At 43.7% G+C, this 24,913-nt stretch carries 15 protein-coding genes and 1 pseudogene; 9 read left to right on the forward strand and 7 right to left on the reverse strand.

Annotated elements, in window-relative coordinates:
* Nucleotide 1 precedes the first annotated feature (1 nt).
* Nucleotides 2-2,686 carry an alpha-mannosidase gene (locus HED61_RS13665; protein ID WP_219644926.1) on the reverse strand — a complete coding sequence of 895 codons (2,685 nt, stop codon included), beginning with the start codon at nucleotides 2,684-2,686 and terminating at the stop codon, nucleotides 2-4.
* 32 nt (nucleotides 2,687-2,718) lie between these two features.
* Nucleotides 2,719-4,008 carry a glycoside hydrolase family 125 protein gene (locus HED61_RS13670; protein WP_081131491.1) on the reverse strand — a complete coding sequence of 430 codons (1,290 nt, stop codon included), beginning with the start codon at nucleotides 4,006-4,008 and terminating at the stop codon, nucleotides 2,719-2,721.
* A gap of 155 nt (nucleotides 4,009-4,163) precedes the next feature.
* Here HED61_RS13670 and HED61_RS13675 point away from each other — a divergent pair, with 155 nt between their 5' ends.
* The gene (locus tag HED61_RS13675; protein ID WP_103299463.1) at nucleotides 4,164-5,234 is read left to right on the forward strand and encodes a GntR family transcriptional regulator; all 1,071 of its coding nucleotides are present in this window, start codon (nucleotides 4,164-4,166) and stop codon (nucleotides 5,232-5,234) included.
* 18 nt (nucleotides 5,235-5,252) lie between these two features.
* Nucleotides 5,253-7,430: a GH92 family glycosyl hydrolase gene (locus HED61_RS13680; RefSeq protein ID WP_195957018.1), complete on the forward strand. Its 2,178-nt coding sequence runs from the start codon at nucleotides 5,253-5,255 to the stop codon at nucleotides 7,428-7,430.
* Nucleotides 7,431-7,688: 258 nt separating this feature from the next.
* Here the strand turns inward: HED61_RS13680 and HED61_RS13685 are convergent, their stop codons facing one another.
* Nucleotides 7,689-8,498 (reverse strand): HAD-IIB family hydrolase, encoded by an 810-nt coding sequence (locus HED61_RS13685; protein ID WP_131732051.1) that lies wholly within the window; start codon nucleotides 8,496-8,498, stop codon nucleotides 7,689-7,691.
* Between the two features lie 166 nt (nucleotides 8,499-8,664).
* On the opposite strand from HED61_RS13685, the gene HED61_RS13690 reads away from it, so the two are divergent.
* On the forward strand, nucleotides 8,665-9,660 hold the full coding sequence (locus tag HED61_RS13690; protein ID WP_003125946.1) for an ROK family protein: 996 nt from the start codon (nucleotides 8,665-8,667) through the stop codon (nucleotides 9,658-9,660).
* Between the two features lie 109 nt (nucleotides 9,661-9,769).
* Here HED61_RS13690 and HED61_RS13695 read toward each other — a convergent pair whose 3' ends face one another.
* The gene (locus tag HED61_RS13695) at nucleotides 9,770-10,150 is read right to left on the reverse strand and encodes a VOC family protein (protein ID WP_219644925.1); all 381 of its coding nucleotides are present in this window, start codon (nucleotides 10,148-10,150) and stop codon (nucleotides 9,770-9,772) included.
* Nucleotides 10,151-10,442: 292 nt separating this feature from the next.
* Between HED61_RS13695 and HED61_RS17020 the strand changes: the two are divergent.
* The 4 genes and pseudogenes from HED61_RS17020 to HED61_RS13715 form a co-directional block, all read left to right on the forward strand.
* Nucleotides 10,443-10,961: pseudogene (locus tag HED61_RS17020) on the forward strand (FAD/NAD(P)-binding protein); the annotation flags it as partial.
* A 1,384-nt stretch (nucleotides 10,962-12,345) separates the two neighbouring features.
* Nucleotides 12,346-13,284: an AAA family ATPase gene (locus HED61_RS13705; RefSeq protein WP_003125938.1), complete on the forward strand. Its 939-nt coding sequence runs from the start codon at nucleotides 12,346-12,348 to the stop codon at nucleotides 13,282-13,284.
* Nucleotides 13,284-14,312, forward strand: a complete 1,029-nt coding sequence (locus tag HED61_RS13710) for a DUF58 domain-containing protein (RefSeq protein ID WP_230322230.1) — start codon at nucleotides 13,284-13,286, stop codon at nucleotides 14,310-14,312. The genes HED61_RS13705 and HED61_RS13710 overlap by 1 nt, the downstream gene beginning before the upstream one ends.
* Entirely contained in the window at nucleotides 14,309-16,462 is a 2,154-nt protein-coding gene (locus tag HED61_RS13715) for a DUF4129 domain-containing transglutaminase family protein (RefSeq protein WP_219644921.1), read from the forward strand. Before HED61_RS13710 ends, HED61_RS13715 begins: the two co-directional genes overlap by 4 nt.
* A 96-nt stretch (nucleotides 16,463-16,558) precedes the next feature.
* Here the strand turns inward: HED61_RS13715 and HED61_RS13720 are convergent, their stop codons facing one another.
* Entirely contained in the window at nucleotides 16,559-19,216 is a 2,658-nt protein-coding gene (locus tag HED61_RS13720) for a cation-translocating P-type ATPase (RefSeq protein ID WP_219645048.1), read from the reverse strand.
* Nucleotides 19,217-19,564: 348 nt separating this feature from the next.
* On the opposite strand from HED61_RS13720, the gene HED61_RS13725 reads away from it, so the two are divergent.
* Nucleotides 19,565-20,299 carry an NADPH-dependent oxidoreductase gene (locus HED61_RS13725; RefSeq protein WP_171917416.1) on the forward strand — a complete coding sequence of 245 codons (735 nt, stop codon included), beginning with the start codon at nucleotides 19,565-19,567 and terminating at the stop codon, nucleotides 20,297-20,299.
* Between the two features lie 100 nt (nucleotides 20,300-20,399).
* Here HED61_RS13725 and pepV read toward each other — a convergent pair whose 3' ends face one another.
* On the reverse strand, nucleotides 20,400-21,824 hold the full coding sequence (gene pepV / locus HED61_RS13730) for a dipeptidase PepV (RefSeq protein WP_005470858.1): 1,425 nt from the start codon (nucleotides 21,822-21,824) through the stop codon (nucleotides 20,400-20,402).
* Between the two features lie 170 nt (nucleotides 21,825-21,994).
* Between pepV and HED61_RS13735 the strand changes: the two genes are divergently transcribed.
* On the forward strand, nucleotides 21,995-22,822 hold the full coding sequence (locus HED61_RS13735; RefSeq protein WP_219644919.1) for an NAD(P)H-hydrate dehydratase: 828 nt from the start codon (nucleotides 21,995-21,997) through the stop codon (nucleotides 22,820-22,822).
* Nucleotides 22,823-22,848: 26 nt separating this feature from the next.
* Here the strand turns inward: HED61_RS13735 and HED61_RS13740 are convergent, their stop codons facing one another.
* Complete coding sequence (locus tag HED61_RS13740; protein WP_219644917.1) at nucleotides 22,849-24,909, reverse strand: beta-galactosidase; 2,061 nt, start codon at nucleotides 24,907-24,909, stop codon at nucleotides 22,849-22,851.
* Nucleotides 24,910-24,913 lie beyond the last annotated feature (4 nt).

Below are 24,913 nucleotides of genomic sequence, written 5' to 3' on the forward strand. Positions count from 1 at the left end.
TTCACTCCTTCAAACCGATTGTGCGAATTTCATAAGCAGCCAGTGTTTCTCCGACTGATTGAGGCTGTTCTTCTTCCAACAAATTAAGCAGGCAACGATCTGTCTTTTCTTTCTTCGCGACAAAAGGTGTTGCTGTATCGGCAAGATTGTACCCTCTTAGAACGAGCAAGTCATCTTGGCGACGACGTTTAAGAGCCGTGATCGCCACTGTAGCGCCATTGGCTTCCACGAATTGTGACTGTTTTTCTAATAGACCTGAGTGGATGGCTGTTTGCCGGGCGATCCAAGGCACTTGAGCTGCTTGTGCTTGTCGATAGGTTTCGTAGCGTTCGTTGGCTTGAGCATGCAACTCAATCCCGTACTCAAATGTATGCTTACCGATACATTGCGCTTCTGGTGTTGGGAAATAGCCCCAATCGCCAAGTTCTCCTGTGCATCGTAACAATGTCAAACAAATTTTGTCTTCTACGATCTCGTATTCATTCAAACCAGTATTGGAAACTGTGACGCCGAAATCTTCCTCATGTAAATTAACAAATGCGTGTTGATGCTGCGGATTTGTCGGATTTTGCCAATGACTAGAGACTTTATTCGGCCTTCTAACTGCTTCATAGATACTATCAGCTTCATGTTGATCCGTATGGATACCCGTAGGGAAAAGCGCCCGTAACCGGTGGTCTTTGCTTTGGTTGTTCACTGTCGTTTTAAAACTGATTCGTTTACTGTTGCAGTCCAAGCGAATTTCTGTTTCCAAGGTAAATGGCACTGTTTGTTGCGCCCTTTGTGCTTTACGGAAACGGAAATCGACGACTGCTTTTTGTTCTTCAAGTAATTGCTCATCAGCCGATACTGGAATTTGCATCATCTGCGTTACTTTAACGACGCCATAAAGAGCAGAATTTGCGATGACCTCAATTTGATGAGGAAAAGCTGTTGAGTAAATGGCGCGGTCCCCTTCAGGTTGTTTGAAAATATACTCATTGCCGATATCGCCAACATCTTCAAAAACCAATAAATCCGTCAATTCTTTCCCGGTTGCTTTTTCTTTGATGGTCAGACTGCCGTTTGAAGTGATCGTTGCTTGGACAAACGCGTTTTCTAAAACACGACCATCTGCTGAAACGATTTTTTCTGTCGTAGATGCTACTTGTGGCTTGTCAGCCTCAATCAGTGCAAAGGTCTGCCATGAAAATTCCGGCATTTGATCCACTTGGACTTGTACATTGACAAAACGCTTCATAAAAGGAATCCGAAAAGCGTCTTTCGGTAATTCATAGTCAAAAAGCACTTCTTCTTCGCTGATTTTTGCCGGTAAGATCTTTCCTTCAGAATCAATGATTTGGTAAGAACCTTTAGGCTGTTGCTGCAACTCTTGATATAACCGGCTAGGAAGCCCTTCTCGGAATGTTTTCCGGCTCAGTTCTACTTCCACTTCAACGATGCCCGAACGTGTCGTCCCTGAGGTATTAAAAACTACAAATGGTCGGCTTTCTTTTGGAAAAGCGGAAGTATCGATGGCATTTAGCAACTGTGCTACTGCTTCATCAGCGACATATTTGCCGATTTCATTGGCTTTTTCAAACCGCGGCATCATCTCCCGATGCACTTCGTCCACCGAACAGCCACAAATACTGTCATGAGGATGATTTTGCATCAATAGCTTCCAAGCGTGGTCCAGCACATCGTGGGGATACTTCTTCGTTACCTCATACGCCATCGTTGCTAATGGTTCAGCCACATTTTCCAATTGACGTGAGACGCGCGTATTCCATTGTTTCAAATAAACCCGCGAGGAGGCCGTGTTGGCTAGCGTATACCAGCCGTCTGTCTCTTGACTTGTCAATTCGCCGCTCACGGTCCCAAGGTCTGCTGGCAAATCCGCTTGAACTGCTGCAAGGTACTCTGTGAACCCAGCATGCTTGAATTCATAATCAGGGAACAATTCATTCGCTAAGCGGATCGCTTCACTGATATTTTTTTGGACAGGCTGATGATCCACCCCATTCATCATCAAGTAATGATTTGTCGAACCAAATTTCTCAACATCTTGCAATTTTTGAGTCCAAAACTGGTGTGCTTCTTCCCGATCAACCGGAATCTCATTGCCATTGGAATACCAGTTGGCAAAAAGTAGACCAAAGATCTCACTGCCATCTGGACCTCGCCAACTCATTTCTGAGTATTGGGAGGTAAACTGATCATCCGGTAAAACTTCGTTATCAAACCCGATTGGCTTAACTCCTCGACCAAAAGCTGCACTGTGTAAGTTGGCTTGCTTCATCATTTGCGGCGTTTGGCCCATATTCCCGAATGTATCCGGGAAATAGCCCAGCATGACGGGTGTTCCCCATTTTTTGCTTTCAGCCATCCCAATCAACATGTTGCGGGTATTGGACTCTGAACTAATCAAAAAGTCATCTTGAAGAATATAAAAGGGACCAATTTGTAATTTTCCTTGATCGATTGCTCGTTTGACCGCTGCCCGCTTTTCCGGACGAACTTCCAAATAATCATCTAGGATAATGGTCTGACCATCTAAATGAAAACTGTGGAACTCAGGATCTTTCTCAAACAATTCCAATAGGTCATCCATCAATTCAATCAAGCGCATATGGTGTTGCTCATAAGGCATATACCACTCACGATCCCAATGACTATGAGATACGATATAAATTTGTTTTTTCATTGTTTAACTCCTCTCGTTTTTGCCGGAGATGCTTATTTTTCTACTCGAATATCAAAGTAATCCATGACAAGCTCACAAAACATCATATTGGCCCATGAGAACCATTCCCGGGTATATTTCGTCGGATCATCCACATCGAATCCTTCATGCATCAAATGGGTGCCAGCATCGGTTGCAACTAATTGATTGAGGATTCGCTCTTTCTCCGCCTTATCTGGTGTCGTCATGCCTTCCATTGCCATCGCGATCGGCCACACATAGTTTTCTGGTGTATGAGAGCTTCCGATCCCCTTCGCATATTTTCCTTCATAGAAGTAAGGATTTTCGGAACTGAGCAACGTTTTGCGTGTGGCTAAATAGGTTTCATCTTGATCTGATCCGTAACCTAAATAAGGGGCGGCAATCAAATTCGGTACGTTGCTATCATCCATCACAGTGGCATTGCCTTGACCATCGACTTCATAGGCATAGATCGTTTGACCCGCTTGATTGGTGGTTTTGCCAAACGCATCGATCCCTGCTTGGATCTCTGATTGGAGCTGTTTTGCTTGAGTAACAATCGCTGGTTCATTCAAGATAGAACTAAAAATCTCAACAATGTAGCCTAAAACCACTACAGCAAACATATTCGAAGGAACCAGATAACCATAAGCACATGCATCGTCACTGGGACGAAATCCCGACCAGGTCATACCAGTTGGTACGACAGGCGCTCCTTTCCCGTCATTGATCAAGGTATCTTCTTTACGCCATGTTTCTCTCTCAAAGCGATAAGGAGATTCTTGATGATTTTGTTCCGTGGCAAAAACATGAAGGGCTTTTTTGATACCGCTCACAAAATCGTCATTAAACTGATCTGTTCTGCCAGTATTCTTATACAACAGGTACGCCAATTGAATGGGATAACACAAAGAATCGATCTCATATTTTCGTTCCCAGATCCAATCATTCATCTCTGTCAAATCGCTTTGATGCCCGGCGCCATTTGCTGCTTCATTAAAGGCATTGGCATAAGGGTCGATATTGATATAAAAAAATTGCTTCTTGACTAATCCGCTGATCATCGCTGCCAGCTCTTCATCTTCCTTGGCAATTACTAAATAAGGCCGTACCTGCGCGGTTGAGTCTCGCAACCACATCGCCGGAATGTCCCCTGTCAGTAGAAATGTTGTGCCATCTTCATGGCGTTTGACCGTTGTCAACAATGTGTTAGCAAAAGCAGCATTGAAGTTTTTTGCCCAATCCGCATGTTCACTTCCGCAACGTTCGGTTATTTCCTGCATAAAGTTTGCAACTGAATTTGGTATTTCTTGATAAGCCATTTGGTCACCGTCCTAAATTTGATATATCATTTTACGAATTCAGTATAACGATGTTACTCAGCATTGTCTAGTGCAATTTGACAAAACTCTATTTTCAATTTTGAACGAATATGCTATCCTGTGAATATGATATATCAAAAAAAGGAGATCAACTCATGAAAGAACCATTATACAAAAAAATTTATCACGAATTGTATGAGCAGATTCAAAGCGGTGAGTTAGCTCCGGAAAGCCGTGTCCCTACTGAAAAGGAATTGTCAGAGAAATACCAAGTGAGTCGCATCACCTCCAAGCGAGCCTTAACTGAATTGGAACAAAATCAGCTGATCTATCGTATTCAAGGAAGTGGCAGTTTTGTTCGTAGACCGATCCAACCTCAATCAAAGGGGAAAGTGCTGTTTATTTTACCCTTCGCGAATGACCTTTCCCTTGGCAATTTTACGGAAGGCATCTATCCAGTCATGCAGGAACAGGGATTCGAATTGATGCTGACACCTGTTGATTATCTAGAGCAAACCACGGCCGAAGCTTTGACAGAAGAATTTGACGGAATGATCTACTACGCTAACAACACGAATTCAAATTATGATCTGCTTTTCGAACTGGCTTCACAAGGGTTCCCTGTCGTCACACTTGATAAAGCACTGCATGAGTTCTCATTCCCAGCTGTTTTGGCAGACAACTTTGAAGGAGGACAGTTAGCGACTGAACATCTTTTGGCACAAGGTCATCAACGCATTGGCTATATTTTTGGTGAACGTCACCATCCACAGTCTGTCCGCCAACGTTATCTAGGCTATGTGGATCAATTAAAAAAGCAACAGTCGTCTTTTCGAACAAAACTTGATGATCCTCAGGCACTTTTGTCATCAGCTGTTAGTTATATTCAAGAGAATCAGTTGACTGGGGCTGTCTGCGAGAATGATCTTGTCGCCATCGAATTGATGCGCCAATTGAAACAAGTTGGGGTTCAGGTTCCAAAAGAGTTTGCTGTGATCGGCTTCGATGACATTCAAGCGGCTGCATTGGTGGATCCACCTCTCAGCACTGTAAAACAAAATTTTGCCGAGTTGGGTCGTTTGGCTGGTACAAAATTAGTACAGTTGATTCAGTCAACTGCTGCCGACTTATCTACGCTCGCCAAAGAAGATGAGTCTGCAACAGCGAATCAGAAAGTCGCAGTCACTTTAGTTGTCAGAGATTCAACAATTGACCAAAAACAATGACATAAAGGAGCAAACAAAATGAAAGTAACAATGATCGATACGAGGCATGGGACAGATAATCAATACAGCTTTTCTCACGGCAACTGTCTCCCTTATACAGGGGTTCCGTTTGGCATGAACTATTTTGCCCCTCAAACAAGCGACCAACGTGGAAGTTGGTGGTTCCATCCTGAAGACCGTACGTTTCAAGGATTTCGACTGACCCATCAGCCAAGCCCTTGGATGGGCGATTTTAGTCACCTTACTTTTTTGCCTATTAATGGGAAGTTATCAGAAAATACACTATTTCATGCCCAAAGTTCCTATCGTCCAGAAGAAAGTGTCTTCAATCCAGCTTGTTTACAAGTGAAAAGCCAACGCTACCAACTCACTACAACATTGATCCCAAGCATGTACGGAGGCATTCTGGCTCTAGATGGTGCAGTGACTGATCCTGGCTTAGGAATCTCTTTGCCTGGGCGCTATCAGTTGCAGCAAGTCGACGAACAGACCGTCAAAGGACAGGTCATCAATTACTCTGGCTGTGAAGACAATGACTTTGCTTTTCACTTCATCTTGCGTTTTGAAACAGCTGTTCATGCGATTGAAGGGGAATTATCAGGAGAAAATGGCTTTGTGGTGATTCGTTTTGAAGAAAAAAATCAGCAAACGATCCGTTTTGGGACATCCTTTTTAAGTTCTCAGCAAGCCTTTCTGAATCTCAGCCGTGAGTTGGATCAAACAACAGCTGACTACTTGTCTAATGCGCAGCAATCATGGGAAAATTACTTGAATCGAATAGATATCAAGCACCACGATCCAAAACAAGTTTCAACTTTTTATCATAATTTTTATCGGTTGTTTTTATTCCCACAGACTTTTTATGAACGAGATCAATCTGGTCAAAAAATCCATTACGATACACTTGCCAAGACCATCAAACCAGGACCGCTTTATACAAACAATGGTTTCTGGGATACTTACAAAACAGTCTACCCACTCTTTTCTCTGATTGCGGTCGAGCAGCTAGAAGATATGTTGGAAGGATTTTTGAACAGCTTTAAAGAAAGCGGATTCTTGCCAAAATGGTTATCACCTGATGAGCGAGGGCTGATGCCAGGTACATTGATCGATGCTGTGATCGCTGATGCCTGCGTCAAAGGAATTCGACCTGACTTGATGCCAGAGTTCTTAACAGCTATGAAGAAAGCAGCCTCCATTCAGAGTCCAAATCCAAATTATGGCCGGCAAGGAACTGCCGATTACTTGAAATACGGCTATGTTCCTAGTGAGTACCATGAATCTGTCAATCATACCCTTGATTATTGTTACAGTGATTTTTGCATTGCCCAAGTGGCAAGTTCTCTGGCTGACCCTGAAGCAAGCTACTATCAGCAGCAAGCAAAAAACTATTTAGCGATCTTTGATTCAGAAACAGGCTTTATGCGAGCAAAAGACAAAGCCGGTGATTTTCGGACGGATTTTGATTCCTATCGTTGGGGTCGTGATTATGCAGAAGGGAGTGCGTGGCAAAGTAGCTTTGCTGTGTTCCATGATTTTGCTGGCCTGATCGCAGCTCATGGCGGCAAACAATCCTTTGAACAAAAACTGGTGGATTTGTGCAATCAAGCTCCCCATTATACTACCGAGGGCTACGGTTTTGAGATTCATGAAATGAGTGAAATGGCGGCTTTGGATTTTGGTCAGTTAGCTATCTCGAATCAGCCTAGTTTCCACTATCCTTATCTCTTTAGTTACCTTGGCAAACCAGAAATGGCACAACCATTGATTAAACAATTGCTGACCCAATGTTTCGATGATTCTCCAAAAGGGTATCCTGGAGATGAGGACAATGGCAGCATGTCCGGTTGGTATGTTTTTAACGCATTAGGTTTCTATCCTGTCACTCCTGGTACCGGCGAATACGTTTTGGGGATGCCTTTGCTTGACGAAGCGACACTCTTTTTGTCGAATGGAAAAGAACTTAAAATCCACAGCACGCCAAATCAGCCGCAGCAGCAATTTATCGACAATGTGACTCTAAATGGTAAACATCACTCTCGGTTGTTCTTTACTCATGATGAACTGATCGCTGGTTCGACGATCCGCTATACTCTAGGCATCGTTCCCCGCAGTAAGACTTGGTCAGCGGAAGCTTATCCTTATAGTCTGTCGCATAGTCAAGAGTCGAATGAAGACCATAATGAAAATCGGTAGGTACCTTTTTTAAAGAACGAGCAATACCGAAAGAAAAAAAGGTTGCGACATAAGGATCAACCAAACTAAACTATCTGAATGACAGTAATTGAATTGCGCGAGGTATTTCCCACTTATGGAGATACCCTGCTGACCGCCGGACAATTACAACAACCTTCAGATAGTCAGTTTGTTGAAGAACTTATGTTGCAGACCTTTTTTTGCTGGTTGCTCTTTTGCAGCTATCAATCAATGAACCGATAGCCTAAATCGATTAGATCAATGCTTAGATTCCTGTAACGCCAAAATCAGTTCAATGGTTCGCAGTACACCATTTTCATCATTGGAGCGGGTCACAAAAGCTGCAGCTTCCTTGATTTCCTCAAAAGCATTTTTCATTGCAAAGCTGTAGGTGCCAGCGGCCATTAATTCGCTGTCATTCAATCCATCCCCAAAGACCATCGTTTCTTGGGGACTCACTGCCAGCAAATTTTGTAATTGGGCTACTGTTGTCCCTTTATGGACACCTTGATTAGTGATATCGATCCACGCAGCTTCTGAAGCAACGATGTAGGCATCTGCTGCAAAAGAAGACAGCTGCTTGACGCTATCGAAACAACGTAACTTAGGATCATATACCGTCACTTTCACGAAGTCTTCTTGGATCTCACTATAACTGGTGACCGTTTTGACAACACGATAAGAACCTCGAACCCGGGCTGCATTTTCTTCCGTTGTCGTTTCCTTGATATAAGCGGCTGTTGGGGTACAAGCAATGATCACATGGTCATCTGCTATTTTTTCTAATCGTTGGATCAAACGCTGCCCCAATGCATTTGGGAGTAAGGATTCAAACACATAGCCTCCTTGATGTTTGATTCGTGTGGCACTATCCCCTAATATCCAGATTTTCGCTGCTTGATCCCCAAACAGTTCTTCTACGCGCTCGCACTGCTTGCCAGTACAAGCGGCAAAGGCTATCCCTCTTTGTTCCATCATCTGGCTGACTTTGTCAAAATAGGTTTGATCAAAGGCCCCCTGGCTATTTAAAAATGTTCCATCTAAATCTGTAATGATCAGTTTGATCATCTCATTCCACATCCTTCGCCGCGTCGCTGCCGCTCTATTTATTTAACTACCTTAATTAAATATACTTATTTAACTGAAAACCGTCAATCGCTTTAGGAACTTTCTTTACATTGCTGCGCTTCATCGCTATACTTAATAAACTAGGTTCACTAAAGGAGGCAATAACATGTCTGCCAATAAAAACTTGATTCGCCACCAGAATATTCAAGTCGTCTTAAAAGAATTGTTTCAAAAAGGGACCTCTTTTGCATCCGATCTGGTAAAAGAGACCGGCATCAGCATGGTGACGATCAATTCTTTATTAAAAGATCTTGTTTCAGAGGGAATGGTAACGAAAGGCAAGCTCGTTCAAAGAGAGATTGGGCGCCCAGCTATCGAATATTGCTTTAACTATAAGTACTCAAAATCATTGTTGCTCGCTTTGATAGAAGTAAATCGTCAATTGGAGTTGAGAAGCTACCACATCGATTTGAAAGGAACGATCTTAGCTGCGCAGCACCAAGCTTTTTCCGAGATCACACCGACAGCCTTTCAGAATCTTGTCCGACAATCTATCGAAGCTTTCGCTGATGTCGAACAGATCGCTGTGCTGTTGCCAGGAAAAATCAGTGAGGGTGTCGTGACTTCCAGCTGGTATGAAAAGTTTGATGGATGGGATCTTGACCAGTTATTCAAGGAGATTACGCCTATTCCTTGCTTTTATCAAAATGATGCCCATTTGCTGACCGTTGGCCACTGTATCGCCAAGCAGATTTCTCTCTCGGAAAACATCGTAGGTATTTATAATCCCGAAAACAGCATGCCAGGGATCACGTTGATCTTCAATGCTTCTCTGTTAGAAGGCCAAAATGCGCTTGCTGGAGAAGCAAAATACTTACCAGGCTTTATCGACAAAGGTGCTCCAAAAAGTACTCAAGAATTGGTGGCCCGCTTATCTGCTTTAGTGCCTTTTTATAATGCTGCTTTTGCTCCTGATCGCTTTGTTTTTGCCAGTACAGCAGCAATAGAAGAAGACTTGCTAGCGGCTATCACTCACGACCCTTTTATTACCAAACAGCCGAATCATCCTGTATATACCTTTGTTCACGACTTCGACCAAGCCATGATCTTGGGTATGCACTGGCTGCTTTTCCGCAATACCCCCTACGATCTATCTTGCTAAACCTTTCCGTTGGGCATTGGGAGTTGCGCCAAAAAAACGAACGAGTAGATCTCTCCTTTTTTCAGGCGAAAAGTTACGCCAAATCAGGGGATCACCGTTCGTTTTTTGTTTACGCATCAGTAATTTCGATCAAATTCCCTTCAGGATCTTGGATCACCGCTTCATAATAACCATCCCCTGTTGTGCGGGGACCGCTCAGCAGAGGAAAGCCATCTGAGACAAAACGTTGGGCATAAGCATCCACTTCCGCTTGGCTTTTCAGAGCCATCGCTAAGTGCGTGTAACCCAGTGTATCTGTTCCACCAGGGTGAAGGTGCTGCTTTGTCGTTAATTCGATACGACTGCCAGAATCAAAACGCAAAAAATAAGATTGAAACCCAGTCTTGGTGTTGTGATATTTTTCAGACCGTTGGGCACCAAAATACGTTTCATAAAATTCGGCCATTTTTTCTAGATCACGAACCCAAATAGCAATGTGTTCCACAAACATTGTATCCCTCTTTTCGCTTTTTTATGAAAAGAATCCACTTTACTTGTCCTTTAATCATGCACATCCAAATTCTTCTCTTATTCATTGTATCGAAGTTTCTTCTTTCCAGCAATTTTATTCCTATCACAGAGCAATCCTCTTTCTTCTTATTTCCTCATATTTTAAGCCATTACTTGAATGGTTTTTCTAAAATCAGTCGCAATAGTTGCAGTTCCTCAAAATTTTCTCTAAAGTGAAAGAAAATAAGTCATCGATCAAAAAAGATTCTCCAGTTTGCGAAGGAGGAATGAAAATGAACATCGCAATCATCGGTGCTGGACCACGAGGACTGTCACTATGTGAAAGGTTGATTGCTCAAGCAAGTATCAATCAGCAGTCCCTATCTCTCACATTGATTGATCCCTATCCCCCTGGAGGCGCTATTTGGCAAACGAATCAACCGCAAAGTTTGCTACTCAATTCTGTGACCAGTCAAGTCACCCTTTTTACTGACGAAACGCTAGAAACTGGTGGCCCGATCAACCCCGGTCCCAGTCTTTACGAATGGGCAAAAAAAGACGGTAGGAATTTTGCTAAAAAAAATCAGCCCTCACTGGTATCAGAAATTGACAAGTTGGATCCTGACGGTCATTGTTCTCGCGCATTATACGGGCTGTATCAGAAATGGTTTTATCAGCAATTGATTGAAACATTGCCCCCATTCATCACATTCACGTATTTGCAGGAAAACGCCATCGGCCTAATACCGAAACAAACGCACTATTTACTAAAAACAGACAGGCACTCTCTTCAATCGGGCCGAGTGATTCTGGCAGTTGGGCATCATCAAGTCTCGCTCACTGAAGAAGAAGATCGATTAAACGAATTCGCCCGCCAAAAAGGCTTTTTGTATTCTCCGCCTCAGAATGCAGCGGATGTCGATTTTAATAAAGTTAAAGGCGGAGAACACGTTATTCTCCGAGGTCTAGGATTGGCGTTCTTTGATTATGTCACCCGTTTGACCACTGATCGTGGCGGTGTCTTTATTGGTTCTGATCGCCTTCGCTACATTCCTTCTGGCAATGAACCAACAATCATTGCCGGATCAGGAAGAGGTTTGCCATACCACGCACGAGGAGCCAATCAGAAGCATCCAACAGAACAGATTCTGCCTCGCTTCTTGACAACGGAACGACTCCGCTCTTGGCAAGCGAAAGGGCAAGATCAGTCCACTGAGTTTTTCTTTTATTTGCAGAAAGAAATGGAACTTGTTTATTATCAACGCTGGCTGTCTCAAGAGTCTGAAGATGATCAAGCGGCTTTTACTGAACAATTTGTCCGCCAAAATGGCGCCGCCGATGTTTTGACAGACTTCCAAATTCCTCGCCAAAATTGGTTGGACTGGCGCTATATCTTCGATCCTTACAAAAGAAAAGAGAGCCAATCGATTCGCGACTTTCTGTTGACCTATCTTACTTGGGATGTTACAGAAGCGGCCAAAGGAAATTTAACAAGTCCGATCAGTAGTATGTTTGAATTGTTAAAGGATTTGCGTGATCCGGTTCGCTTTATGCTTGATCAGCAATTGTTTTCGCCAAAAGCATTAAAAGAAAAATTCTGGCAGTCTTTCGTTCCATTGAACGCCTTTTTATCGATTGGCCCCCCACTTCAGCGCATTCGTGAATTGATCGCACTGATCGAAGCGGATATCGTCACGATTCTTGGTCCAAAGATGATCGTTGAAGGAAGCGGCACCTTTGTGGCTTATTCAGCCAGCTATCCCCAACAACGATACGCCGCTAAGCAGGTATTGGAAGCTCGGATTCAATCGACGGATATTCGTCGTACCGCTAATCCATTGTTAAGACAATTACTAGCTGATGGCATTGCCAGTCCTCATAAGTTATACATTCCTAAGGAGGCTCCGTTTTACACAGGTGCCATTGCGCTTGATCCGGCCACAAGCCAGTTGCTTGATCCAAATGCTCAGATTCAAGAAGGACTTTACTGTTTTGGTATCCCAACAGAAGGCATTCACTGGCTAACCGCCGCCACAGCACAACCGGGAACCAATGCTTTTAATTTACGACAAGCAGATCAGATTGCTGCCCATTGCTTGACTAGTTCTCTTCTTGGGGATAGGAGCTGCCTTCAATAAATTGCGATTGCAAATAAAAACCGATACAATAAAAGAAAAGGCTCAAGGAGGTTGAAAAATGGCAGATGAACTACAAAAGATCGATGCGTTGATCAATGAAGTCGAGAAAGTGATTTTAGGAAAACGTGATGTGATCCAATTAACTGTGGCGGCATTATTGGCAGGTGGTCACGTTTTGTTTGAAGATATTCCCGGAGTAGGGAAAACAATGCTAGTCAAATCATTGGCAAAAGCCATCCAAAGCGACTATAAGCGTGTTCAGTTTACCCCAGATCTTTTGCCCAATGATATCTTAGGTGTATCGATCTTCAATTCAGAAAACCAGCAATTTGAATTTCGACCGGGACCTATCTTTACTTCTGTGTTATTAGCAGATGAAATCAATCGGACAACACCTCGTACACAAGCAGCATTATTGGAAGCAATGTCTGAGAATCACGTGACCATCGATAATCAAACCTACGCGCTAAGCCCTCACTTCTTTGTGTTGGCGACTCAAAACCCAATCGAATATGAAGGAACCTATCCTTTGCCGGAAGCACAACTGGATCGTTTTTTGTTTCGATTACACATTGGCTACCCTGCTTTTCAAGATGAGCTTGCTTTACTGATTGGACAACGCCAGCAATCCCTCAATCAAATTCAGACAATATTGACCTCGCAGGAAGTTACCGCATTGAAACAAATGGTCGATCAAGTTTTCGTGGACAATCAAGTTGCTCGCTATGCGCTGCAGCTGGTCCAAGCAAGCCGCAACCATAATGCCATTGATTTAGGCATCAGCCCTCGTGGCGGCATTGCCTTTTTGAAAGGGGCAAAAGCATTGGCTTTGACCGAAGGAAGGACCTATGTGACACCTCAAGACTTGCAACGAATTTTGCCAGCTGTTTTTGGTCATCGCTTATTATTAAAAGGCGGGATTACTGCCAGCCAGGAAAGTCTCTCTGAGATCATGAAGCAAATGATCCAACGCGTTCCTGTACCAGTGAGGCGCTGATGATGAGCAAACAGCGGTTATTCGGAAAATATCTGGTATTTTTTGTTACTTATTTTCTTTTACTAAGCTATTGTATCGTTTTCAATAATGAAGCAGGTTGGAGTCTCCTCTTTTTTGTTACTTTATTGGTACTAGCAGACTTGTTATTCATTCTGCCTTCCCTTAATAAAATCCAAGTGACTCTTGAAGAATCGATCCAAACACAAATAAACAAAGAAACGCCTTTGCCGCTGCAAGTTTTCAAGTATCGGCCAACGCTGTTGCCAATCCCAAAGCTGTCTTTGCTCTTTCAAAATCAGGAACAGACGCTCACTTTTTATCGGGGCGAATCCATCCGCTTAGAGGTGCTGTGGCTTCCTACCGCTCGAGGAGCATATAATGGACTGCCATTAACCCTCACAAGCCAGGAACTTTGGGGATTCTTCAGAAAAAGGCGGCAAATGAAAATCCAACAAGAAATCCTCATTTTGCCAGAATATCGACCCGAGGTCCTATCCTTGATGACACTTTTTGAAAAAAAGCCGCGAAAATATACTTACGGGGAATCAAATTTCACCATTCGAAACTACCGTAACTATCAGCAAGGGGATTCATTAAAGCATATTGACTGGAAGCTCTCCAGTAAACAGCAAGAACTGATTTATCGAGAACATGAAACGGAACAACAACAGGAGTTGACTTTGTTGTTTTGGGGTGAATCTCACCCTGCTTTTGAAGACACATTGGCGATCTTCTTTTCGCTACAAAATCTCTTGCTTAAAAAGATGCCTTTTCAGCAACTATTGATCGGCGAGGACCTGGATTCTCCTTATCAAATCCATGCTGGAGCTTTCGCAGCGATTCAGCCATTTATCACAGTCCCAGAACCATTGCCCAAAATTTCAGGGCGTCAGGTGATTATCATCACACCGGCTGTCTCGCAATCCTTAGAAGTCTATCTGGAATCCTTGACGCCAAGCAACATGCTGCAAGTTTATACGTATCTTGACCTGATCCAACGACTGTCGAACAAAGAGGTGTCTGAATGAATCCTTTGATCAAAAAAGCCATAATCGGAGCTCTGACTTACATTGCGATCATTTTGACGGTGCTGCCGTTTTTAGCAGTCTACCACTTAGGGCACCAAACTACGTTGCTTCTGTACGCCTTTCTGATTTGCTTCGTGAGTATTTTAAGTCCTCGTCTTCGCTACAGTCTGCCTTTTTACATCGTAGGCTGGTTTGTCACTCTTTACCGCTTTTTTCCTTATGGTGAAGGATTTTCCTTCACTTGGTTCCAAAGATATTTTTATGATTTGCAAACAGCTCTCAGCGAGATTCTGGCTGGCAAAGTCGGTTATATCACTGAACTTGTTGCAGTGACCATTATCGTCACCGGCATTCTTCTGTTTGCTGTGTTCTCGATCTACATCCAGCATTTTTATATTGTCTACGGTGCAATGTGTCTCTATCTGCTGACTGTCGTGATTTTTAATGATTTCAATCTAACGTGGCATTTGTTGGGGGTGTGTTTTTGCGGAGTTCTTTGCAGCCTGATCAAAACCCAACAGCTGAAAACAGTACGAGAATGGTCGTTCTGGCTGGGGCTCACCCTGCTATGTTCGTTGCTGTTGGTTGGAGCAACACTGCTGCCAAGAACCGCGATTCGCGATCGCTTGGTAGCAGCTACCACTGGTATACGCACACAAGCGAATCAACGCGGCTTTTATCAGTTTATCGAAGAACATGGTGCACCTAGCGGGTCCCGTACAGGCTTTAGCGAAAATGATCGGCAATTAGGCGGTCCCTTATTAGACGATGATACCGTGTTATTTACAGCCCAACAAGATACCCGCCATTATTGGCGAGTAGAAAGCAAAGATTTTTATTCTGGCAAGGGTTGGATCAACACGATACGGGAAGAAGATCTGCGAACAGTGCCTGATTCCCTGCGGATTGCAGATGATAATTATCAACAAGATTATCTTAAAGAAGAAACAGTCCAGCTTTATTTGCAGAATCAGGGAGATTATTTGCCATTACCTTATGGAAGCAATCACCTCACTATTGAAGAAGGAGCCTCTGGTTTTATTGTGGATGATGCGGTTCAACGAGTCGATCTAATTGAGCCGCAACAACAGATTGAAGTTTCACTGGCTTGGCAGCCAGCGGACTATGCCGCTGAAACATTGCAATCCTTGCCGCTGCAACAGCCAGATACTCCTGTTGACTATACACAATTACCAGAGAACCTTCCTGCACGGATTCGGCAGCTTGCGCGCTCAATCACAGAAGATCAAAGTACCATCTTTGAACAAGTCACAGCCATTGAAAATCACTTGAAAAATTCAATTGAATTCCGTTATTCAAAAACGGATGCCGTCTATCCAGCAGAAGAACAAGACTATGTCGATCAATTTTTGTTTGAATCAAAAGTTGGCTATTGTGATAATTTCTCGACTGCGATGGTGGTATTATTACGAACGCTCGATATTCCGGCGCGCTGGGTCAAGGGTTTTTCGCCAGGAGATGCTCAAACTGAAAATGGTCTGACAACATTTACCGTGAGAAACCGCAACGCGCATTCGTGGGCGGAAGTCTATTTTGCCGGTTTTGGCTGGGTACCGTTTGAGCCGACGCCGAACTTTCAAAATCCTGATCGTCCCGAATTGCAAACAACAACTGTCTCTTCTGAAGTATTACCTGAAACGAGCAGTTCTAGTCGCGAGTCTTCTACCAGCAGCAGTAGTGAGACCAGCAGTTCCACAACAATGACGGCAACTGTTGCGCCAGCAGAAGAACACCTTTTCTCACCTGAAACATGGCAATGGATCCGTTATTTTCTGCAAGGTATCGCATGCTTTGTTTTCTTGGGATTACTGTATCTTTTGCGCCGCTACTTTTTCCGAATTCGCATCTGGTTGATTGCTCGCTTTCGCTCCGAACCATTACCAACCGCCTATCCTGTCTTGATGAAACAAGCAGCAAAAGTTCTTTTCCATGCTGATTCGGAACCTCTTAGTGAGTATGCCAGCCGATTGGAAGCTGTTTATCCTATTTTCCACGGGAGTTTTATCCAACTGACGGCAACCTATGAAGATTATCTTTACGGTGGGAAACCAATAGACGGCCAACAACAGCTGATTCTTCATGTCGCCCAGCAAATCAGTCAATTAAAGAAAATCAATCAAGTCCATTAAATGAAAGCAAGAAAAAGAACCGAATACGCAGTGCTGCATGCTGCGCCTTCGGTTCTTATTTTGTTCATCTGATTAGCGAAAACACTCCCGCGAGTATCATGAGTTCGTGTTGTTCCCTCGAGATTGTACCGCTAAAATAATCAGTTTTGTGATTTCCATCATCAAGACAGCACCAGTTGCCATAGCTATGCTTAACCCAACATGGTTCATTGTAAAGGTTTCTGGAATCGCAAAGACTTCCCGAATTCCAGGTAGCAATGTCACACTATAAAGCAGACCACAAACCACGATCGCCAGCCAAACCATTTTATTCGCAAACAATCCAGCTTGCCAAGCAGTCTCTGTATTGGAACGAGCAGGCAATGTTTGTAATGTACGGCTCCAGATCAAAGTTGAGAATGCCATTGCAACACCTAACTCCGGCGATTGATTCATCCCGATCCATTGCGCTATAATCACCACTGCCGCAATCAAGATCCCACGATAAGTAACTGAGATCAGCGTTTTACCAGAAAAGATGCCAGCATCAGGATTTCTAGGTTCTCTTTGCATGATAGTTGGTTCCGCTTTTTCCATCCCTAAAGCGATAGCAGGAAGCGAATCATTCACTAAGTTGATAAACAGCAATTGCAAGGCTGTAAATGGATTGTCCCAGCCCATTACTAAAGCAAACACAATGGCGATAATCGCGCCGAGGTTACCAGCAAAAAGATAAGAAATCGCCTTTTTGATATTATCAAACACATTGCGGCCAACTTCTACCGCTCGAATAATTGAAGCAAAGTTGTCATCTGTCAAGACCATTGCTGCTGCATCTTTTGCAACGTCCGTTCCGGTCCCCATCGCAATCCCGATATCCGCTTGCTTCAATGCTGGTGCATCATTTACGCCATCACCGGTCATAGCAGAGATTTTCCCTTTATCTTGCCATGCTCGCACAATGCGGATTTTATTCTCAGGAGAGACGCGGGCGTAGACAGTGATTTTCTCCAATTGATTCGTCAGTTCTTCTTCCGACAGTGCATCAAGCTCTGTACCGGTCAATGCTAAGTCACCTTCTTGCGCAATCCCGATCTCCTGCGCAATGGCCACAGCCGTCGTTTTGTGGTCACCAGTGATCATCACTGTTTTGATGCCAGCCGATTTCGCGTCTGCCACGGCTTGCTTGACTTCCTTTCGAGGGGGATCAATCATCGCCATCAAACCAACAAAGATCAGCTCTTCTTCGAGACCTAAATGCAGTTCTTCGTCTTCAGACACTGTCAGCGGTCGATAAGCAAAAGCCAAAACCCGCAGCGCGCGTTTAGAGAATTCTTCATTTTGATGCTGCAACTGATGTTTGATTTCCTCAGTCAGTGGAACGATTTCGTCATTGATAAGAACCTTTGTACTTCTTCCGATCACAATATCCGGTCCCCCTTTTGTCAAAAGGAGTTGTTCCGAATCAATGGTATGCAATGTGGACATCAATTTCCGATCGGAATCAAAAGGCAATTCTTGTAATCGCGGGTATTGTTGACGAATCTCACGATACGGTTGATTCAATTTTTCTGTATAATCAAGAAAGGCAATCTCTGTGGGATCTCCTAGTTTAGCTCCTTCGGGACTGATTGCCGCATCATTTGCAAGCACACTGATCTCGATCAAGCGACGTTCAGGCAATGTCCATTCAGCAGGATTCTCAGAAAATTCACCCGTCTGTCCATTGGGCAAATAAAAATCAACGACCGTCATTTTATTTTGGGTCAATGTTCCTGTTTTATCTGTACAAACGATACTAGTAGAACCTAGTGTTTCAACTGCCGGCAACTTACGAATGATCGCATGTTGACGAGCCATTTGTTTGGTACCGATCGATAAAACAATCGTAACGATCGATTGGAGTGCTTCAGGAATAGCAGCCACCGCAACAGCGACTGCAAACATAAAAGCGTTGACTAGATCGGCGGTCATATCGCCAGACCCATCACCTAAAAATAGCCGAGCAACTTGGACACCTAAAATAATCAAGGAAAGAACGAGGATCGCCAAGCTCAATTTTTTGCTGAAGCGATCCAGCCCGCGTTGTAATGGCGTCTTGTGTTCCACTGTGTTTTCTAATAAACCAGCGACTTGCCCGATTTCTGTCACATTTCCTGTGGCAGTCACAATGAAACGGCCACGGCCGTAAGTCACGATCGTTCCACTAAAGACCATGTTATCGCGGTCTCCAATAGGCGCTGTGCGGTCAATAACCCCAAGTTCTTTTTCAGCAGGTGTCGATTCACCGGTCAGCATTCCTTCATCGACTTTCAATGCCCCTTCTTCAATCAGACGGCCATCAGCAGGTACATAGTCCCCTGCTTCTAGAATAACGATATCACCCACTACCAATTCTTTTGCCGGTACCGTTTGTTCCTTTCCATCTCGGATAACATTTGCATTGGGTGCCGAGAGGCTTTTCAATGCATCTAACGATCCTTCTGCTTTTTTCGTTTGGATGACACTAACAACCGAATTCAGTAGCAAAACAGCAAAAATGACAATCGATTCAACATGGGCGCCCATGATCATCTGAACGATAGCCACGATCAGCAAAACGATCACCATCGCATCTTTGAAGGTTTCTAAAAAGAGTATCAAACTTGATTTTTTGGGAGCTTCTTTCAGCTGATTCAAGCCATTTTCTAAGCGCTTTGCCGCTTCTTGCTGGGACAATCCAGATGGACTGCTGTTTACCTCGTTCATAACCTCTGTGATTTCTTTTTGATACATTTCTTTTGCCAATGATTTCTCTCCTTCATAGTTGCTATCCCTTGCATGAGTCCTTTTTTAGAAAAAAAGAGACCTAAGACAAGTGGATGCTTGTCTTAGGTCTCACCATTTCATATAATACCAGAAAACTGTCGCCAGTTTACTTACTGTTGATATTATCGCAGCCGAAGCCACTGGTTACTCCCCTAAGGGTTTATCAGAATGTAGAATCATCATAACGAAATTTTTTGAAGATAGCAACCTTTATGCACAAATTTGTCTTTTCTCAGATATATTTTTTTGAAAAAAGCTTCTTTTTTCTGTTACACTAATCTACAGCGTAACAAGCGTGACAGAGGAGGAACAATAATGGAAACCATTGATTTTTTTACAAGTCACACATCGGTTAGAGACTTCCAAAAAAAGTCTTTATCAGCAGAAATGAAGCAACAACTTGTCAAAGTAGCACAAAGCGGTTCAAGTTCAAATTTCGTTCAAGCCTATTCAATCATCGAGATCAAAGATCCTAAAAGATTGGCAGAAATCGAGAAAATCGCCGGTGCTCCCCACTATATCACACAGACGGGTGTCTTTTATCTGTTCGTAGCAGATTTATATAAACACCATCAATTGTTGCAGCAAGCAAATTTGCCTAGTGATGGGTTGTCGAATATGGAAGCCCTTCTAGTTGCTGTGGTAGATACCACGATTGCTGCTCAAAATATGGCAGCCTTTGCAGAAACCCAAGGTCTGGGAATCTGTTACATTGGCGGAATCCGGAATGACTTGTTCCGTATCGCTGAACTCACGGAGCTGCCCCCGTATACACTGCCATTGTTTGGGTTGACTATCGGTTATCCCGCAACGAAAAATGAGCCGAAAGTTCGCTTACCGCAATCCGCTGTGTTAAGTGTCGACCACTATCAGCCACTGACCGAAGACCTCGTTGCTCGCTACAATGAAACTACCGCGGACTACTATGCCCATCGGGGAAGCAATCAACAAAAAACGGATTGGCAAACCAAAATGACTGGCTTTTTCCAAGAATCTCGCCGTCCGGACGTAGAAAAATTTTTGAAAAGGCAAGGCTTTTTGACACAGTAACTACGAAAACAAGCACCTGCTCCTTGTTACCGGTCGCTAGACTATCTCCATCAAAAAAACACCTCATGAAGAAGTTCTTCATGAGGTGTTTCGAGTTGTTTTATTTTGCCAAACGGTAGATGGCATCTGCATAAATCACTGCCGCGTTGAATAGATCATCCAAGCTCATAAATTCGTTTGCTTGGTGCATCGTATCTGTGTAGCCTGGGAACATTGCCCCATATGCGACACCACGTTTTAATAAACGGCCATAAGTGCCACCGCCAATGATTTGTTCATAGCCTTTTTGACCAGTATGTTCTTCATAAACTTCAAGCAATGTTTTCACCAATGGATCATCAATTGGCACATAGTGAGGCTCCATGTTGCGCTCGTTCCGAGTCACTGTTGCGCCTTCCATGCCAACGGTTTTTTCAATGCCGATTTCCAGACCTTCTGCAGTTACCCCTTGAGGGTAGCGGAAATTCAAGGCAATAAAGTTGTCTGCTTGAACACCTGATTGATTAGCTTTAAAAGCAAACAAACCAGCATTCATGGTTAGTTTACCCATTTTTTCATCTTCATGCGCCACGCCTAATTTTTCACCATAAAAATCTTCATGGACATAAGCTGCCGCCGTATGGATAAATTGTCTTGCGCCGCCGCCAAAGGCAAAGTTGTCTAAAAAGACTGCCAAGAAAGTTCCCGCATTGATCCCAGACTGAGGACTTGCACCATGGGCGCCTTTACCGACTAGTTCAATGGTAACTTCTTCATTTTCTGTTTCGATGGTGCCAGTCACTGGTTGACCTTCGACATAATCAAAAAAAGCTTTTTCCATTTCTAATGCAGCTTCTGTAGACGGGGCAGTCAATTTTGCAACCGCAGTTCCTGGTACCATGTTTTCCCGCAAACCAGCAGTGAATTGTTGCAGTTGATAAGCACCTTCGTTATTTCCTTGGAAATGAAGCCCTAATGTTACATTCCCTTTTTCGCCATTGATGATTGGGAATTCCGCATCGGGAGAGAAACCAAAATCAGGTTTTTCTTCATGCTCGAAATAGTAATCCATATCACCCCAGCCGCTTTCTTCATCAGATCCTACGACAAAGCGGATTTTTTTAGATAATGGCAAGCCCAACTCTTTAATGATCTTCATTCCGTAATAAGCAGCCATTGAAGGACCTTTATCATCGGAAGATCCGCGAGCATAAATTTTATTGTCTTTGATCACAGGATCGTAGGGATCTGTCGCCCAACCGTCACCAGCAGGGACAACATCCATGTGGCCGAAGATCCCTAATGTTTCGTCTCCTTCACCAAATTCGATATGTCCAGCATAGTTATCGACATTTTTCACAGCGAAACCATCACGTTCCCCATAAGCCAACATGTGCAGCAAGGCATCACGAGGTCCAGGTCCAAACGGAGCATCTGCCGTTACCTTGTCATCTTCTCGTTCACTTTTTACTTTCAAAAGATCAATCAAGTCATTTAGCAAATCGTCTTTACGCGCTTCGACTTCTTTTTTCCAATCGATTGTCATACGATTCCCTCCAATTCTTTTCTCGCCTTTTATGATAACACTCTTAGCTGAAAAAAGGAAAAAAAATTGTGTATTTTCAGACGATATCTTTCATAAAACGAGTATAATAAAAGCAATAGGTTTATTCTAGAAAATGAGCCCAGTGAAAGAAGCAGAAAAGGAGTCATTGTATGAAGCAACTGGAGCAAACTATTTTAGCAGCAGTGATTCGCAAACGCCCCGTCGAAAGTCACAAAGGGACCTTTGGCCGTGCCGTAGTGATTGGCGGTAACCAGCAGTACGGAGGCGCAATCTTGATGGCGGCACAAGCCAGTGTTTATGGCGGAACTGGACTAACCACGGTGATCTCCGATCCTGTCAATCGTACGGCGCTACATGCGCGACTGCCAGAAGCGATGTTCGTCTCCTGGGACCAGACTGAGCTTATCAGCACGGTCACTGAATCTGCGGATGTCCTATTGATTGGCCCAGGCATGGGGGAAGGCAAAACCAGTTTCAATCTATTGCAAACAGTCGTCGCTGCACAAAAAAGCCATCAATGGCTAGTTGTTGATGGGTCAGCGATCAATTTAGCTGCGAAATACCCATTGACTTTTCCTTACCCCAGTCAAGTCGTATTTACCCCTCATCAAATGGAGTGGCAACGATTAAGCGGCATTGAGATCAGTGAGCAAACACCGGAGAAAAACGCAGCCTTCCAAAAAAAATTAGCCAGTATCGTGGTCTTAAAAAGCCATCGCACCCAGATTTATGGCACAGAAATCGTCGAAAACCCATTAGGAACGCCAGCTATGGCCACTGGCGGCACCGGGGATACCTTAGCCGGGATCATTACCAGTTTTTTGGCACAATTTGATCGAACCGAAGAAACGGTCCACGCAGCGGTTTATCTCCACAGTTTGATTGGCGAACATTTAGCTGCCGAGAACTATGTTGTCTTGCCGACACAGATCAGTGAAGCATTGCCTAAATTTATGAAGGACCATTCGTTGCGCTGATTGGCGTAACGAATGGTCCTTTTTTCTTAGTGTACTTCAGAGGGGTGATATACGATCCTGACTTCATAGGGTGCCAACGTGATTGCCCCCACTAGATGTTCATTGGTTTCCAGATCGGTTACTGGCTGCTTCAATACTAGTTGCTGTTCTTCCTCTGAAAAATTCATAATAAATGAATAGTCTCGTTGCGTCCCAACTCGCGTTTGAATCGACACCTCAGGAAGTGCTTCAGCAATCGCTGTTCTTCTCAATCCCAATTTTTCAATCAACTTTTGATAAAAAGCAGCTAAGAAATCACTGTTCGTTCGGGCAGCCAAATAATACGAAGACCCTGCACCGAATGGCTTCTTCGTAACCGCAGGCGTGCCTTGATAGAAATCTGTCTGATAACGGCTTAAAACTTCTGCATCCAACACGTCAATGATTGCTGAATAGTCTTTGGTGACAAATCGCTGATCTTGAAAATCAATCTGATTGTGTTCGTCTTCTAAAAGTGTTTCAAGCTCTAATACCTCAATGCCAAAGAGCGCCTTTAATGGTTGAGGCAATCCGCCAATATAAAGCAAATCTGTTTCATTGACCATTCCTGTGAAATAGCTGGATACTAGTATTCCACCCTTTTCAACATAGCTCGTTAATTTTAGCATCGTTTTTTCTGTCATCATATATAGCATTGGCGCAATGACTAATTGATAATCAGAAAAATCCTGCTCAGGAGTCAGAATATCAACCGGAATGTCTTGTTCCCAGAAAACCTGATAATGCTCTTGCAACGTTTGGGGATAACGTCTCGTAGGACGGCCGAATCCTCCCCCGCGCTTCAACGCCCAATTGCTTTCCCAGTCAAAGAGAATCGCCACTTCTTTCTTGCGAGTGGTTCCTTTGATTTCACTGATTTTTTCGAGACGAGCGCCATATTCAGCAACTTCTTTAAACACTCGATTGTTTGTGGAATCATCATGACTGACAACGGCGCCATGAAATTTCTCCGAATTGCCACGAGATTGGCGCCACTGGAAATACAAGGTACTATCTGACCCATGAGCTAACTGCTGCATACTACTTAAAACATGGACCCCGGGGCGCTTCGATTTGTTGTATTGGTGCCAATTGACATAACTTGGGGTACATTCCATAACTAAAAAGGGTTGTTTCTTCAAAGACCAATACTGATCATGGACATAGGCAGACTTCATAGCGGTTGTAGCGATTGCTTCAAAGCGATTGTTCCAATCGGGATAACTATCCCAACTAACCACATCCACATACTGAGAAAACTTGCCATAGTCGATTCCTTCCAGAGGAATAAAATCCTGTGTGGCATGTCCTTCCGCCATAAAATTCGTCGTTACCGGGATATCAGGGGTTCGTTCCCGAATAGGGACAATCTCATTCAAATAAAAATCAATGGTCTGATCAGTGACGAATCGTTTCCAATCCAGATCCATCCCATGAACTTTATGTTCTCCTAAAGGTGATGGTGGCAAGACTTGTTCCCAATCGGAATAGCGATTGCCCCAGAAACTCATCCACCACGCATGATTCAATGCTTCTAGGTTTTTGTACTTTTTCTTTAACCAGTCACGCCATTTTTCTTGGCAGTATTCGCAAAAACATTCCCCTGAATACTCATTGGAAATGTGCCACATGGCTAGTGCCGGATGGTCGCCATAGCGTTCAGCTAATTTTGTGTTGATCTGCCGCACTTTTTCGCGATAGATTGGTGAAGAATAGCAATGATTATGGCGAAAGCCATGAGTATGTTTTTGTCCATACGCATTGGTGCGATTGACTTCCGGATATTTCTGACTCAACCACTGGGGACGACCACCGCTGGGGGTAGCCAAAATGACATTGCCCCCCATAGCATGGATCGCATCAAACTGTTCATCAAGCCAGTCAAACTGATAGACCCCTTCTGTTGGCTCCAAAGCACTCCAAGCAAACACCCCAAGTGTGACCGTATTGACGTGGGCTTTTTGCATATACGCCAAATCCTTCTTTAGGATTTCCGGATAATCAAGCCACTGATCGGGATTATAGTCCCCACCATGCAGGAACCGCTGATCAAAGAAATAATTCGTCATCTTT

This window comes from Enterococcus gallinarum (assembly GCF_021496385.1).
Classification (GTDB): Bacteria; Bacillota; Bacilli; order Lactobacillales; family Enterococcaceae; genus Enterococcus_D; species Enterococcus_D gallinarum.

Coding starts and splice junctions, on each gene's coding strand:
- HED61_RS13675 (WP_103299463.1), top strand. CDS start 4,164: ATGAAAGAACCATTATACAAAAAAATTTATCACGAATTGTATGAGCAG.
- HED61_RS13740 (WP_219644917.1), bottom strand. CDS start 24,909: ATGACGAATTATTTCTTTGATCAGCGGTTCCTGCATGGTGGGGACTAT.
- HED61_RS13715 (WP_219644921.1), top strand. CDS start 14,309: ATGAATCCTTTGATCAAAAAAGCCATAATCGGAGCTCTGACTTACATT.
- HED61_RS13685 (WP_131732051.1), bottom strand. CDS start 8,498: ATGATCAAACTGATCATTACAGATTTAGATGGAACATTTTTAAATAGC.
- HED61_RS13665 (WP_219644926.1), bottom strand. CDS start 2,686: ATGAAAAAACAAATTTATATCGTATCTCATAGTCATTGGGATCGTGAG.
- HED61_RS13710 (WP_230322230.1), top strand. CDS start 13,284: ATGATGAGCAAACAGCGGTTATTCGGAAAATATCTGGTATTTTTTGTT.
- HED61_RS13680 (WP_195957018.1), top strand. CDS start 5,253: ATGAAAGTAACAATGATCGATACGAGGCATGGGACAGATAATCAATAC.
- HED61_RS13690 (WP_003125946.1), top strand. CDS start 8,665: ATGTCTGCCAATAAAAACTTGATTCGCCACCAGAATATTCAAGTCGTC.
- HED61_RS13720 (WP_219645048.1), bottom strand. CDS start 19,216: ATGTATCAAAAAGAAATCACAGAGGTTATGAACGAGGTAAACAGCAGT.
- HED61_RS13695 (WP_219644925.1), bottom strand. CDS start 10,150: ATGTTTGTGGAACACATTGCTATTTGGGTTCGTGATCTAGAAAAAATG.
- HED61_RS13735 (WP_219644919.1), top strand. CDS start 21,995: ATGAAGCAACTGGAGCAAACTATTTTAGCAGCAGTGATTCGCAAACGC.
- HED61_RS13670 (WP_081131491.1), bottom strand. CDS start 4,008: ATGGCTTATCAAGAAATACCAAATTCAGTTGCAAACTTTATGCAGGAA.
- pepV (WP_005470858.1), bottom strand. CDS start 21,824: ATGACAATCGATTGGAAAAAAGAAGTCGAAGCGCGTAAAGACGATTTG.
- HED61_RS13705 (WP_003125938.1), top strand. CDS start 12,346: ATGGCAGATGAACTACAAAAGATCGATGCGTTGATCAATGAAGTCGAG.
- HED61_RS13725 (WP_171917416.1), top strand. CDS start 19,565: ATGGAAACCATTGATTTTTTTACAAGTCACACATCGGTTAGAGACTTC.